This window comes from Streptosporangium sp. NBC_01469 (assembly GCF_036227305.1).
Classification (GTDB): domain Bacteria; phylum Actinomycetota; class Actinomycetes; order Streptosporangiales; family Streptosporangiaceae; genus Streptosporangium.
The window spans coordinates 8,509,899-8,523,656 of sequence record NZ_CP109465.1 but is presented as its reverse complement, the minus strand read 5'-3'; the positions used below and the strand labels follow the sequence as shown (position 1 = coordinate 8,523,656).

General features: G+C 70.9%; 15 protein-coding genes. 4 read left to right on the top strand and 11 right to left on the bottom strand.

What is annotated here, in order from left to right:
* Positions 1-14: 14 nt before the first annotated feature.
* Positions 15-380 (bottom strand): PH domain-containing protein, encoded by a 366-nt coding sequence (locus OG587_RS37055; RefSeq protein WP_329083460.1) that lies wholly within the window; start codon positions 378-380, stop codon positions 15-17.
* A gap of 96 nt (positions 381-476) precedes the next feature.
* Here OG587_RS37055 and pgeF point away from each other — a divergent pair, with 96 nt between their 5' ends.
* Entirely contained in the window at positions 477-1,163 is a 687-nt protein-coding gene (pgeF, locus tag OG587_RS37050; RefSeq protein ID WP_329094115.1) for a peptidoglycan editing factor PgeF, read from the top strand.
* Positions 1,164-1,247: 84 nt separating this feature from the next.
* Here pgeF and OG587_RS37045 read toward each other — a convergent pair whose 3' ends face one another.
* From OG587_RS37045 to OG587_RS37025, 5 genes are all read right to left on the bottom strand, one after another.
* Positions 1,248-1,655, bottom strand: a complete 408-nt coding sequence (locus OG587_RS37045; protein WP_329083459.1) for a nitroreductase family deazaflavin-dependent oxidoreductase — start codon at positions 1,653-1,655, stop codon at positions 1,248-1,250.
* 66 nt (positions 1,656-1,721) lie between these two features.
* Positions 1,722-2,537 (bottom strand): sirohydrochlorin chelatase, encoded by an 816-nt coding sequence (locus OG587_RS37040; protein WP_329083458.1) that lies wholly within the window; start codon positions 2,535-2,537, stop codon positions 1,722-1,724.
* A gap of 183 nt (positions 2,538-2,720) precedes the next feature.
* Positions 2,721-3,278: a GNAT family N-acetyltransferase gene (locus OG587_RS37035; RefSeq protein WP_329083457.1), complete on the bottom strand. Its 558-nt coding sequence runs from the start codon at positions 3,276-3,278 to the stop codon at positions 2,721-2,723.
* Positions 3,279-3,492: 214 nt separating this feature from the next.
* Complete coding sequence (locus OG587_RS37030) at positions 3,493-4,521, bottom strand: SPFH domain-containing protein (RefSeq protein WP_329083456.1); 1,029 nt, start codon at positions 4,519-4,521, stop codon at positions 3,493-3,495.
* A 235-nt stretch (positions 4,522-4,756) separates the two neighbouring features.
* A complete protein-coding gene (locus tag OG587_RS37025; RefSeq protein WP_329083455.1) occupies positions 4,757-6,151 on the bottom strand; it encodes an MFS transporter in 1,395 nt (464 codons plus the stop codon).
* 122 nt (positions 6,152-6,273) lie between these two features.
* Between OG587_RS37025 and OG587_RS37020 the strand changes: the two genes are divergently transcribed.
* Together OG587_RS37020 and OG587_RS37015 are read left to right on the top strand one after the other, a co-directional pair.
* Positions 6,274-6,960 carry a GntR family transcriptional regulator gene (locus OG587_RS37020; protein ID WP_329083454.1) on the top strand — a complete coding sequence of 229 codons (687 nt, stop codon included), beginning with the start codon at positions 6,274-6,276 and terminating at the stop codon, positions 6,958-6,960.
* Between the two features lie 28 nt (positions 6,961-6,988).
* On the top strand, positions 6,989-8,251 hold the full coding sequence (locus OG587_RS37015) for an alpha/beta hydrolase (protein WP_329083453.1): 1,263 nt from the start codon (positions 6,989-6,991) through the stop codon (positions 8,249-8,251).
* A gap of 72 nt (positions 8,252-8,323) precedes the next feature.
* On the opposite strand, the gene OG587_RS37010 is transcribed toward OG587_RS37015, so the two are convergent.
* Positions 8,324-8,767 carry an Lrp/AsnC family transcriptional regulator gene (locus OG587_RS37010; protein ID WP_329094113.1) on the bottom strand — a complete coding sequence of 148 codons (444 nt, stop codon included), beginning with the start codon at positions 8,765-8,767 and terminating at the stop codon, positions 8,324-8,326.
* 149 nt (positions 8,768-8,916) lie between these two features.
* Here OG587_RS37010 and OG587_RS37005 point away from each other — a divergent pair, with 149 nt between their 5' ends.
* A complete protein-coding gene (locus OG587_RS37005) occupies positions 8,917-9,771 on the top strand; it encodes a tryptophan 2,3-dioxygenase (RefSeq protein ID WP_329083452.1) in 855 nt (284 codons plus the stop codon).
* 200 nt (positions 9,772-9,971) lie between these two features.
* Here OG587_RS37005 and OG587_RS37000 read toward each other — a convergent pair whose 3' ends face one another.
* The 4 genes from OG587_RS37000 to OG587_RS36985 form a co-directional block, all read right to left on the bottom strand.
* A complete protein-coding gene (locus tag OG587_RS37000; RefSeq protein ID WP_329083451.1) occupies positions 9,972-10,781 on the bottom strand; it encodes an Fpg/Nei family DNA glycosylase in 810 nt (269 codons plus the stop codon).
* 33 nt (positions 10,782-10,814) lie between these two features.
* A complete protein-coding gene (locus OG587_RS36995; protein ID WP_329083450.1) occupies positions 10,815-11,258 on the bottom strand; it encodes a ribosomal maturation YjgA family protein in 444 nt (147 codons plus the stop codon).
* A 216-nt stretch (positions 11,259-11,474) separates the two neighbouring features.
* A complete protein-coding gene (locus OG587_RS36990) occupies positions 11,475-12,644 on the bottom strand; it encodes a zinc-dependent alcohol dehydrogenase (RefSeq protein WP_329083449.1) in 1,170 nt (389 codons plus the stop codon).
* Positions 12,645-12,666: 22 nt separating this feature from the next.
* Positions 12,667-13,581 carry an SRPBCC family protein gene (locus OG587_RS36985; RefSeq protein WP_329083448.1) on the bottom strand — a complete coding sequence of 305 codons (915 nt, stop codon included), beginning with the start codon at positions 13,579-13,581 and terminating at the stop codon, positions 12,667-12,669.
* Positions 13,582-13,758: the final 177 nt, after the last annotated feature.

Below are 13,758 nucleotides of genomic sequence, written 5' to 3'. Positions count from 1 at the left end.
CCGCGAGGGAGTTCCTAGGCGGTGATGAAATGCAGGATCACGTTGTGCACGTGATGCGCCTTGTTGTCGCCCCGGAACTCCACCTCGTAGGTGTGGGTGCCCACGTGGATGGCGATGGCCCCCGACGAGAAGAACGAGCCCGCGAACGACTTGTTGCTCACCACGCTCACCGCGGAGACCTTGCTGTAGGGGATGCTCGTGATGGCGACCTTCTTGCCGACGAACGACTTGTCCTGCACGATCACACGCCTGTCGGTGAGCCCCAGGAAACCGGTGCCCGTGCCGATGGCGTCGTAGACGGCGATGATCTGCTCGCCGGGCATGAGGCCGCTCTCGATCTGCTGGTACTGCTCCTTGCGGTCGTACACAACCTGGGCCATGACGCTCGCGATCTCTCGGGGGATCTGTGTCTCTGTGAAACGAACGTCCCGGGGACCGGGTTCCTGGGCGGGTAAGGTCGGCCCGTGAACTTTCAGATGAGGATCACCGATCGTCATGGCGGCGTCAGCGCCGATCCGTACGGCAGCCGCAACCTCGGGGGCATGTGCGGCGACGAGCCGGACGCGGTCGCGGCGAACAGGGCCAGGACGGCCGCCGAGTTCGGCCTGGAGCGGGTCGTGTTCATGCGGCAGGTCCACAGCGCTGACGTCCGCTACGTCAGGGAGCCGTTCGGCGACGACCCGCCGCCGCTGGACGGGGTCTGCACCGACGTGCCCGGCCTCGGCCTGGCCGCGCTCTGCGCCGACTGCGCGCCCGTCCTGCTGGCCGAGCCGGGGGCCGGACTCGTCGGTGCCGCGCACTCGGGCCGGGTCGGCACCATGTCCGGCGTGGTCACGGCCCTGGTCGAGGAGATGGCCGGGCGCGGCGCGGACCCGGCGAGGATGACCGCCCTGATCGGCCCGATGGCCTGCGGCACCTGCTACGAGGTCCCGGCCGAGATGCGTGACGAGGTCGCGGTGATGCTTCCCGAGGCGTGGTCGATCACCCGCCAGGACACCCCGGCCCTCGACCTGCGGGCCGCGATCACCTCGCAGCTGGGCAAGGCGGGCGTCGGGGAGATCACCCACGACACCCGCTGCACCATCGAGAGCGCCGACCTGTTCTCCCACCGCAGGGAGGGCACGACCGGCAGGTTCGCGGGCTACGTCTGGCTGGAGCCCTGAGCGGCCCTCACCCCGGTTCGGGCCCGCGTACGGGAAGGGCCGGCCCCGGTCGCGTACGGGGCCCACCGGCCGACGTGGCGCCGATCATGACGTGACGCGCTCCAGCACGACCACGGGGATCTCCCGGGTGGTCTTCTTCGTGTACTCGTCGTAGGCGGGCCAGGCCGCGGTCATGATCGACCACATCTCCGGCTTCTCCTCGGGCGTGGCGGTGCGGGCCCTGGCCCTGAACCGGTCACCCAGCACCTGCACCTCGACCTCGGGGTTCTCCTGGAGGTTGAGGTACCACAGCGGCGGCTCGTCGGAGCCTCCCTTGGAGGCCACGACGAGAAGGTCGTCGCCGTGGCGCTGGTAGATGAGCGGGCTGGTCCGCGGCTCGCCGGACCTGCGGCCGATGGTGGTGAGCAGCAGGGCGGTGGTGCCCTGCCACTCGTGTCCTTCGGCGCCGTCGGTCGCCTGATATCTCTCGACGTGCTCTTTTCCGAACAACATGATCTATCCCCTCTGACAACTACGCAGGTCATTACCCCTCAGAGGGGACTCGTCACACCGGATCGATCAATCCGCCGACAGAACGCTCCCGTAGGCGCGGGCGGCCAGGTCCGCGATCAGATCGTGCGCGCCGAGAACGTCGGCGCACTCGGCCCCGACCTCCTCTGCCGCCGCGCTCGCGAGCCCGGGGGGCGCCTCCGGGCCCAGGAGACAGGGGGACAGGGCGATGCGCTGGGCGCCGATGTCGCGAAGCCGACCGGCCGCGTCGGCCACGGCGGGCGCGCTGTCGAGGGAGGCGACCAGGACGGGCAGGGTCAGCCGCGAGGCCAGCAGCACCGCCGTCGGCTGCGCCTCCGCCGCCGCGCCCTCGCCGCCGACGGTGGCGAGGATGACCGCGTCGACCGGGCTGGAGACGTTGAGCAGCCGCATCCGGTCGGCCCGCGCCAGGCTTCTCTCCGACAGGCGGATGTGCAAAGCCTCGGCGAGCAGCGGGTGCGGCCCCAGGGGGTCGGTGACCGTCACCGAGACCTTGCTGGAGGCGACCGCCGCGGAGATCAGCCGGTCGGCGACCGGGTGCGGGCCGGTCAGCAGCGGCACCACGATGGCGGCCGTGGCGTCCTCGGGGCGTTCCCTGGCCGCCGCCTCCAGCTCGGAGGTCAGCTCCTTGCCGTCCTCGCCGAGCGCGGCCAGGCGGACCTGGATCTGTGGATTGTCCCCCCGGATGAGGGCCGCGAGCTCCGCGGCTGTGCCGGAGGCGTCGCCGAGCGCGGCCAGCACCAGTGCTGGTGCCTCGGGCGGGAGCTGGGAGGGCACCGGCCTGCGGTGCCTTCCGGAGGGCCGCACCGGGCGCCCTCGTACGGGGAGGATGGGACTCTCGCTCACATGCGCGGACTCTAGGGCCATTTGACACTTCCCGTGACCGGAAACGGCAGCATTTCCGTCACAACATTCTGAAAAGGCGAGCCTCGGGGGTGGGGTCCCCCGCCTCCGAGGCGGGTCCGAGGCCGGTCCGCGACCGGATCACGGCTGGTTCACGGCCGGTTCACGACGGGGAAACCTGTCAGATCAGACGTCACGGTGGCCCTCCCATTCGTCTTCCAGTGCCGAGTGCACGATGGAGTCGCGCCAGGCCCCGCGGGCCCGTACGTGGTGCCTGATCCTGCCCTCCTCGACCATCCCGGCGACCAGCATCGCCAGCTGGGCGGCGGTGTTGGCGGGGGAGCGGGCCCCCCAGATGCGGTGCAGGCGCAGATCGCGGAAGCCGAACGTCAGGATCAGCCGGATCAGGTCGGTGCCGATGCCCCGGCCCCAGTGGTCGGGACGGAGCCCGAGGCCGATCTCCGCGCTGTGCGGGTGGTCGGCCTCGATGTGCAGCCGGGCGACGCCGAAGGCCTCGCCGTTGTCGAGGTCGGTCACCGCCAGCACGTAGAGACGCCGCGGCTCGACCTCCGAGCACTTGATCGCCTCGATGATCGTTTCTTCGACCTCCTCGCGCGTGCGGGGGTCGAACGGCAGATGCTCGGTGGCCGTCGGGTCACCGTATACGGCATGCAGGGCGTCCACGTCGTCGATGGTGATTTCCCTGAGCCGGAGTCTCTTGCCCGAGATCTCAACGTGGCGCATGCGCAGACGCTAACGTCTCGGAGGTTCCACGGCTAGAGATCTTTCCGGTAAGCGGACATACCATCATTTTAGTGATCTTATACGCACGGCTTCGCGTGTGCCCAGGCCCAGAGTTCCTGTGCCCCCACTCAGGCGAGCACGGCCTCGCGTGTGCGCGGGCCCGGACACCTACCGTCCCGCGTACGTCCGGCCCCGTGCGCGCACGGGGCCGGGTTCACTTCGCCGGGACGACGAGGTCGGAGTTGCCCGGAGCGTAGACGGTGATGCCGTCGGGGAGGGCGTTCAGCTTGTCGATCTCGACGCAGGCACGGCACTTCCGGTAGCTCTCCTGGAGCTCCTTGTTCGCCTTGGCCTCGCCCTTGGCCAGCGCGACCGACGCCTTCGCGTCCGCCTCGGCCTGCCTGATCTTCGACTCGGCCTCGACGTCGGCCTGCGAGGCCCGCGCCGCGGCCTCGGCGATCCCCGCCTGGGCGACCTGGGTCTTGTTCACCGCGGCCTGGATCTCGGGCGGCAGCGTCACCCGGACCAGCGTGAACCGCAGGCCGGTGAAGAAACGGCCGCCGAGCAGCTGCTCCAGGTCGCGCTCCAGCAGCTGGTTGATGCCGTTCTGGGCGCGGGTGATGGAGGCATTGCTGTCGATGACGGCGGGGACGGCGGGGGCGGCCTTCTTGTTGGAGGTCGTCTGCACCAGAGAGCAGGAGGAGAGCAGCTCGGCGCATTCGGCGGCGCCGATCTGGCTGCGCAGGGCGTTGTAGATCACCGGTCGCACGGACTGGATGAAGAACGCGTTCCATCCCTCGTCCCCGTCCCACGCGTAGCGGGACTCGCCGTCCTGGCCCAGATAGGTGCGGGTGCCGTACCTGTCGTCGAAGCGCTTGAGCATCTCCTGGTCGAGGTTGAGCGTGAAGTAGAGAGTGCCCTCGATACCGAGGTTCACCCCGTCGGAGCTCGGCACGGTCACCTCGTCCACGCCGCTGGCGCTGGCCCGCTTGGCGTCGGTGGTGATGGTGTAGATCCGCTGCTGGGAGGGGTAGGAGTGCACCGACGACCACAGGCCGACCCAGGTGAGCCCGGAGTCGGGCGGGATGACCTGCCGGATCCCGGAGTCGTCCAGCGGGCCGCCGTCCCTGACGACGGCCACCTGACCCGGTTCGGTGCGTTCGAAGCCGCCTCCGACGCTGATCAGGGCGATCACCGCGATGACCGCGAAAACCACGGCGGCGACGCTTTTTCCGATGGACATGTAGATCCTCCTTGGGGGGCGGGCACCGGAGGCCGGTGGCCGGGGATGGCCGTCCCCGGCCACCGGCCCGCCCGGCTTCCCTTCGTGGCGGGCTCTGGCGGTTCCTAACGTGCTCCAACGGACTTTGACGAGTCGGCGGGCCGGTGAGTTCGGTGAGATGTCCGAAAAGCCGGGTGGTTCTGGATTTTGGGGGAAACCGTGGCCGCCGGGGAGGGCCGGTGGCCACGGAGGTGACTCAGGCGTCCCGGGAAGCGGTCCCCGTGCGCGTTCCCGGGTCGCCGTCACGGGCGCTTCCGGCGATGTATTCGGCGTCTCCGGCGTCTCCGGTGATGTCTCCGGCGGCGGCGCCGTCGAGAGTGCCGGGGAGGTCGTCGTCACGCGTCCCGGGAGCCATGGCCAGGCCCACCGTGGTGACGGCCAGCGCGGCGACCACGTAGAGCGAGATGGCGAGGGTGCCGCCGAACCGGTCGAACAGCCACAGCGCGATGATCGGGGCGAGGGCGCCCCCGAAGATCCCGGCGACCTGGTAGCCCATGGAGGCGCCGCTGTAGCGCAGGCGGGTGCTGAACAACTCGGCGATGAAGGCCGCCTGGGGCCCGTACATCGCGGCGTGGCAGGCCAGCGCCACGACCGAGGCCAGCGCGATCACCGGGAAGGACCTGGTGTCGAGCAGGGGGAAGAAGGCGAACACCCAGACCGCGGCCCCGATCACGCCCGCCAGATAGACCGGGCGGCGGCCGACCCTGTCCGACAGTGCGCCGAACAGCGGGATCAGGAAGAGCTGGAAGGCGGAGCCGATCAGCACCGCGTTCAGCGCGACCCCGCGTTCGAGCCCGAGGGGACCGGTGACGTAGGCCAGGACGTAGGTCACGAAGATGTAGAAGGCGACATCCACACCGATGCGCGCGAAGCCCGCGGAGACCAGTGCGCGCGGGTGCGTGCGCAGCACCTCCACCAGCGGCATCCGCGCCTTCGCGCCCGCCCGCTCGACCTGGGCGAACAGCGGCGACTCCACGATCCGCAGGCGGATCCACAGACCCACGACCACCAGCGCGCCCGACAGCAGGAACGGCACCCGCCATCCCCACGACAGGAACGCCTCCTCGGGAAGCGTCGCGGACATGACCCCGAGCACGCCCGCCGCCAGCAGGTTTCCCGCGGGCACGCCGACCTGCGGCCAGCTCGCGTTGAACCCGCGCCGGCGGGGGTCGCCGTGCTCGATGGACATCAGCACGGCCCCGCCCCACTCGCCGCCCAGGCCGAGCCCCTGCACGAAGCGCAGGGTGACGAGCAGCAGCGGGGCGGCCACGCCGATGGTGGCGTAGCCGGGCAGCAGGCCGATCAGGAAGGTGGCGACGCCCATCAGCAGCAGAGTCACCACCAGCACGTTCTTGCGGCCGACCCGGTCGCCGAAGTGGCCGAACACGATGCCGCCGAGCGGCCGCGCGACGAACCCGATCGCGTAGGTGAGGAACGCCAGCAGCGTGCCGGTCAGCGGTTCGAAGGTGGGGAAGAAGAGCTTGTTGAAGACCAGCGCGGCGGCCGAACCGTAGAGGAAGAAGTCGTACCACTCCAGGGAGGTGCCGACCAGCCCGGCCACAATGACCCGCCTGGTCTGGGAGCTTGCCATCGCATGCGCTCCTTAGCTTCTTGTGGGGATGTCCCGTGAGCCAGCTTCTTGCTGTGGCCCCCATCAACATAAGAATCGTTCAACAATTCGACAATAGGTTTGTTTGATGATTTCTTGGGGGCGTGGAAAACGTCACCGAAGCGCTACAGCGCGATCGCGGTCGTCTCGGGCGCAGCAGCGCGGCGGAGGTGGTCGCCGACATCCTTCGTGACCGGATCGCCGAGGGGCTCTTCGTCCCAGGTCAGCGCCTGTCGGAGGAGAGCATAGGCGCGGCGCTCGAGGTCTCGCGCAACACCCTGCGCGAGGCGTTCCGGCTGCTCGGTCACGAGCGCCTGCTGGAGCATCGGCTCAACCGGGGGGTGTTCGTGCGCGTGCTGTCGGCCGAGGACGTGGCCGACCTCTACCGGATGCGCAGGGTGATCGAGGGCGCCGCCGTGCGGAACAGCGCGCACGCCCCCCGTGACGCCCTGGCCGCCGTCAAGGAGGCCGTCACCGAGGCGTCCCGCGCCGCCGACGAGGGACGCTGGCGGGACGTCGGGACGGCCAACATCCGCTTCCACCAGAACCTCGCCGCCCTGAACGGCAGCCCCCGCCTGGACGAGGTGATGCGCCAGCTGCTGGCCGAGCTGCGCCTGGTCTTCCACGTCATGAAGAACCCCCGCGCCTTCCACGAGCCCTTCGTGGCCCGCAACCTGGAGCTGGTCGAGCTCATGGAGGCCGGACGCGCGGCCGAGGCCGGACAGGCCCTGGAGATCTACTTGGACGACGCCGAGAAACTACTGATCCAGGCATATATCCCCGAGCCGTAAACACGGCGTAATGGGGCAGAATAAGCGGATGTTTCCTCCGAATCCGCATGTGATCGTGCTCACCGGTCCCGGTCTGGTCGCCGACCTTCGCCTGCTCACCGAGGTGGCCGATCGCGAGTTCGCGGCCCTCGGTCTCGGCGGCACGGTGTCGGCGACCTCCGATCTGCCGGGTTTCCGGGCGGCGCTGGAGTCGCCGGACGTCCTGGTCGTCCTGCCGGGCCCGGATCCGGAGGTCCGCCGCCTGTTCGCCGAGCGCCCCGACGCGGTCTGGCTCGACCTGACGAAGGCCGACGCCCCCCTCCCGGCGCTCGTGGACGGCACGGCGTCCGGGAGTGGCACGGCTTCCGCGAGCGGCGAAGCGGGCGCGGGTGGCACGGCGTCCGGGGGCGGAGAGGCGGGCGCGGGCGGTACGAGGGGCATGGTGGGCACTCACCTGCACGGGCGGGGGATCTGGGGGTTGACCTGGGCGATCAGGCACGCCGTCCACCGCCTGCGCCGGCCCGCGCACCGGATCGCCTACGGCGACCACCCCGACCAGTGGGCGGAGATGCGGCCCCCGTACGGGGTCGTCGGGCAGGCGCCCACCACGATGCCGCCGTACGAGACCAACGGACAGATACCCACGGCGGTGGCGACGCGCGAGGACGGGGAACAGGCGCCCACCGTGGTGCTGCTGCACGGTGGTTTCTGGCGCTCGATCTGGGGCGCGGACCTGATGGACGCGCTCGCCATCGACCTCGCCGAGCGCGGGTTCGCCGCCTGGAACCTCGAATACCGCCGTCCCGACCTGCACGGCTGGGACGCGACCACCGAGGATGTCGCCCGGGGCGTCGCCCTCGCGGCGCAGAGCGCGCGCGGCCCGCTCGTGGTGATCGGCCACTCGGCGGGCGGGCAGCTCGCCCTGCGCGCCGCCGCCGACGACCGCCGGGTCACCCTGGCCGTCTCCCTGGCGGGGGTGCTCGACCTGGCCGAGGGCGACCGCAGGCACATGAGCTCCGGGGCGGTCGCCGTCGCGCTCGGCGGATCCGCGGCCGAGGTGCCCGGGGCCTACCGGCGTTCGGGACCGCTTGAACGGCTTCCCCTGGGCGTCCCCCAGCTCATCGTGCAGGGCGGCGGGGACGACCTGGACCTGGTCGACTTCGGCCGTCGCTACGCGCGAGCCGCCCAGGAGGCAGGCGATCAGGTGACATATCTCGAAATGTCGGGCGATCATTTCGATGTCATCGACCCCGCGTCACCGATCTGGCGGGCGACCGCCGGGGCGGTCGCCGAGCACCGCAAGCCCTCCTGACGCGCTCCCGCCGACGGCGCCCCGCTGGGGCGTGACGGGCGCGCCGGGCGAAGGCCCTCCAGAGCTCAGAGCTCAGAGCTCAGGGGGGAGGACAGGGGATGCCAGGGGACGCCAGGGGACGGGGCTGGACAGCACCATCATGCTCGACGGGTGGCCGTACGGAGCGAGCCGGTCGATCATCTCCTCGAAGGCCGTCATCGAGGAGGCGGCCACCCGCAGCAGGCAGCACGCGTCACCGGTCACCCGGTGCACCTCCAGGATCTCCGGCCAGGCCAGAGCCTGCTCGTCGCGGAGCACGCAGCGGGGCCCGTAACACGACATCCTGATCAGGGCGGCCACCCCGCGCCCGGCCAGCGCCGCGTCCACCCGGGCGTGGTAGCCGGTGATCACCCCGGTCTCCTCCAGCCGCCGTACCCGCTCCGCCACCGCCGGAGCCGACAGGTGCACCCGGCGCGAGAGCTCGCTGTACGACAGCCGCGCGTCGTCCTGCAACTCGGCCAGCAACGCCCAATCCATCGCGTCCACGGTCACGCTCCGTCACATCGTAACTTGATCTGCTCGATGCCTTCCGTTCCGAAGGCCCAATCCAATAATCGCCTTTCTTTCATTATTTCCGTACAGACCGATACAGACCACGATGGAGGTGTACAGACGAAGGAGGAGTGATGACCGGCATCAAGCAGCTCACGGAGCAGGACCGCAAGGCGCGCGCCGAGGCCAACGAGGGGCTGCCGACGCTGGGCTTCGAAGCCGGCACGCCCTACGACGACTACGTGGGCACCGCCGTCCTGCGCGGGCTTCAGCGCCCCCTCACCGACATCCCGGAGGAACTGCCGTTCCTGGTCACCACCCAGGTGATGGAGCTCTATTTCGGACTGCTCCGCACCGAGTGGCTCCTCGCCCAGCGGCAGCTCGACGAGGACGACGTCACCGCCGCGACCCTGACGATCAGGCGCACCGTACGGCACTTCGAGGCGCTCAACGCCGCCTGGGCCGCGCTGAGCTGGCTCACCCCGGCGCAGTTCAACTCCTTCCGCGACGCCCTCGGCGAGGGTTCCGGCTTCCAGTCGGCCCTCTACCGCCACGTGGAGTTCCTGCTCGGCAACAAGTCCGAGGCGCTCATCCGGCCGCACCGCCGCAACCCCGAGGCGTACGAGGAACTCGTGGAGGCGCTGCACCGGCCGAGCCTCTACGACTCGGTCCTGGCCTTCCTCTCCCGCACGGGCCACGCCGTCCCCCGCTCGGCGCTCGACCGCGACCCCGCCATCGAACACGAGCCCGACCCCGAGGTCGAGGCGGTCTGGGTCGAGGTCTACGGCGGCCCGCTCGCCCCGCTGGCCGAGGCGCTGACCGACCTGGCCGAGCAGTTCTCCGAGTGGCGCTACCGGCACCTGATGGCGGTACGCCGCTCGATGGGTGCCAAGCCGGGCTCCGGCGGGTCCAGCGGCCTGAGCTGGCTTGAGCGGAGCATGCGACGGGAGATCTTCCCCGAACTCTGGACGGCCAGAACCCTGATGTGAGGCGCTTCCCGGTGCTCCCGGTGCTCCCGGTGCTCCCGGTGCTCCCGGTGCTCCCGGAGCCAGGGCCGATGGCCCTTCCCCATCCCGGCGCCTCGTACGCCACGGCCGGGGTGGCGGGTGACGCCCTCACCGGTCGAGTGCCGGTGACGGCGGCCTCCCGCATCCCGGTCCTCCGCCCTTCCCGCTCCGGCGCGGGGGAGTCAGCCGACCTGGCAGACCGGGCACCAGAAGAGGTTGCGCCCGGCGAGCACCTCCGTGCGGACCTCGGTGCCGCACAGGAGGCAGGGCATGCTGGAGCGCCGGTAGACGTAGACCTCGCCGCCGTGGCCGTCGACGCGGGGCGGGCGGCCCATCGCCTCCGGGGTGTGCTCGGGCCTGACCGTGTCGATGTGGCCCACCCGGACGCCGTCGGCCATCAGGAGCACCAGATCCGCCCAGATCGCCTCCCACCGGGCGTGGGTGAGGTCGCGGCCGGGCCGTGACGGATCGACGCCCTGGCGGAACAGCGCCTCGGCCCGGTAGATGTTGCCCACGCCCGCGACGACCGACTGGTCCATCAGCAGGACCCCGACGGAGACGCGGCTGCGGCTGATCCGCCGCCAGGCGACCTCGGGATCGGCGTCCGCGCGCAGCGGGTCGGGCCCCAGCCTGGCGTGCAGCGCGGCCTTCCCGGCCGGGTCGAGCAGCTCGCAGGTGTTGGGGCCGCGCAGGTCGGCGTACTCGCCCGCGTTGCGGAGGCGCAGGCGCACCGTCCCCGTCGGCGCGGGCACGGGGACCGGACCGAAGGCGTACTTGCCGTAGATGCCCAGGTGGACGTGGAGCCACCGCTCGTCGTCGAACCCCAGCAGCAGGTGCTTGCCGTGGGCGTCGGCCTCGGTGAGCACTCGCCCGTCGATCCGCAGGGCTCCGGCGGCGAACCGCCCCTGGGGGCTCTCCGCGTGCACGATCCGCCCGCCGAACGCCCGCCGGTGCTCTCCGGCGAGGCGGTGAATGGTGTGTCCTTCTGGCATGGTCAGAAAATCATACGAGCCGCCCGGTGATGCTCAGGGCGCGGCGGACGCCCGCTCCGGCCGGTGCCGGGCACGGCGCCCGAGCAGGGTGTGGGCCGACGCGGAGAGGACGGCCCCGGCCGCGTACGCCACGAGGTCGGCCGCGCCGAAGGTGCTGCCGAGCACCAGCCTGGCCACGACGCTCGCCTCGGAGAGCGCGGCGGGGACGGGCGTCAGCTGGGCCAGCTCGACCGCCCAGCTGAACACCAGCGCGCCGATCGCGGCCCGCACCGGTGTGACCCGGGGCCACACCAGCACCACCAGCGCGTACACGAGCACGGTGTAGAGGGCGTCGCCCGCGTACTTGCCGAACCAGCCGCCGGTGACCGCGCGGACGGTGAGCCCGGCGGCGACGGTCACGGCGGCGGCGAGCGCGGCGAGCAGGCGGGTGCGGGTGCGGGGGGAGAGGGGCGGGCGGGCACGGGGGACGGGAGGCACCCGCCCACGATAGCGATCGCGCCGATCCGTGAGCCGGCCCCGGCCCCGCCGCCCCCGGTCCCGTCACCTTTGTGACCACGGGCCTCGTGCCTGCCTACCTCGGTCCTGCCACCCTTGTGACCACGGGCCTCGTGACCGCCGCCCCTGGTCCCGGCCGCCACCCTCGTGACCACCGGCCTGCCGATGGCCGGGGGGCCGGAGCGTCGGCCGGGCCGGCTAGGGGGTGAGAACGACCTTGTTGCAGTCGTCCACCTTGTTCTTGAACATCTCGTAGCCGCGCGGGGCGTCCTCGAGCGGCATGCGGTGGCTGATGACGAAGCTGGGATCGATGTCGCCGTTGCGGATCTTTCCCAGCAGGGGCTTCAGGTATCGCTGGACGTGGCACTGACCGCTTCTGAGCGTCAGCGACCGGTTCATCAGGGAGCCCATCGGGAACTTGTCGAGCATGCCGCCGTAGACGCCGATCACGGACACGATCCCGCCGTTGCGGCAGGCCATGATCGCCTCGCGCAGCGCGTACGGCCGTTCGGTCTCCAGCCTGGCCGCCTGCTTGGCCCGGTCGTAGGCGTACATGGCGGGGACGGGGTGGTGGGCCTCCATGCCCACGGCGTCGATGCAGGCGTCCGGGCCGCGCCCGGCGGTCATCTCCCGCAGCGTGTCGAGGACGTCGGCCTCCTCGTAGTTGAGCGTCTCCGCGCCCGCGCGCTCGGCGGTCCTCAGCCGGTAGGGGAAGCGGTCGATGCAGATGACCCGTTCGGCGCCCATCAGGTAGGCGCTGGCGACCGCGAACTGGCCGACCGGACCGGCCCCCCACACGGCGATCGTGTCGCCGGGCTTGATGTCGCACATCTCCGCGCCCATCCAGCCGGTGGGCAGGATGTCGGACAGGAACAGCACCTTCTCGTCCGGCAGGTCGTCCTCGATCTTGATCGGTCCCACGTCGGCGAAGGGCACGCGCGCGTACTGTGCCTGGCCTCCCGGATAGCCGCCGAGCATGTGGGAGTAGCCGAAGATGCCCGCGGGGGCGTGACCCATGAGCTTCTCCGCCAGGCCCGCGTTGGGGTTGGAGTTCTCACACACCGAGTACATGCCGTGCTGGCAGGCGGTGCAGTTGCCGCAGGCGATCGGGAAGGGTACGACCACCCGGTCGCCGACCTTCAGGGTCGACACCTTCGGGCCCACCTCCACAACCTCGCCCATGAACTCGTGGCCGAGGATGTCGCCCCTCTCCATGGTCGGGATGTAGCCGTCGTAGAGGTGCAGGTCGGAGCCGCAGATCGCGGACGAGGTGATACGGACGATGGCGTCGCGGGAGTTCAGGATCCTGGGGTCCGGAACCTCCCGGACCTCGACGGTGTTGCGGCCCATCCAGCAGGTGGCCTTCATGGAATTCTCCTCACGTCACGGTTCACATCGGCACGGGCTGGGCGGGACGCTGCATGGCCTGCCGCAGCGCGCGGGTGCCCTCCGGGCTGCCTTCCGAGCGGACCACCTCGCCGGTCTCGACGACCTGCTTGAACCGGCGCAGGTCGTCGCGCACCTGCTGTTCGGGATGCTCGCCGAGCAGCCTGGCGAAGGCCAGGCCGGCCCTGCCGCCCGGCGGGGCGTACGCGAGGTTCACCCGCACCTCCGTGCCGCGTCCGCCGGGGGCGTCGGAGAAGCGCACGGAACCGCTGTTGCCGACCAGGGCGCCCGGCATGGAACGCCAGGCGATCAGCTCGTCGGACCGGTCGTCGACGATCTCCGCGTCCCACTCGACGGTCTTCACGGGGCCTCTCGCCTTCCAGTGCGAGTGCCCGTCGCCGGTCATCTCCACCGACTCCAAGTGCGTCATGAAGCGGGGAAGGTTCTCGAAGTCGTGCCAGTACCGGTACACCTCCTGGCGAGGGCGGTTGATCGTGATGGCCGCGTGCAGGCTCATCGGGCCCTCGTGCCCTCGCTCCGAGTGCCACGCCCGTATCGCGGTGTACAGATCGACGGCCGTGATCCCGACGACCGCCGCCGTGACGGTCGCGACGCGGCTGCGCCTCCAGCCGGTGCGGTTGGAGAGTGCCCGGTTCAGTGTCGTCAAGTCCATGATGTCGCCCGCAACGCGTGTCCACACCCAGGGGACGGGTTTACGGCTGCCCAGCAGGGTCGCCGCGTGGAACATCTCCCGCACGCCCACCAGTACCACCGCGCCACGGGCCTGGGCCGAGTCGTCGACGCCGCAGAACCGACTGACGGCGCCCGGCGCGACGAGCGGTGCCACGCCCAGCCCCAGACTGGCCCAGCCCAGCGCGCGGGCAAGCCGGTCGGTCGTGCGATCGTATTCTTCGCTCATGTCGTCTCCGTATGGCTGGTTGCTCTGTGACGGTGAGCGGGCACCGGCGGTGCCCGCCCGCAGGCGGCGGGCACCGGAAACCGCGGCCGGAGTGCGTGGTGCCGGTCACGAGCTCCGGGGCACGTCGCCGTCCTGCGCAGCCAGGAGATCTCGCGATCCGCGGGAACCCGTGAAGCC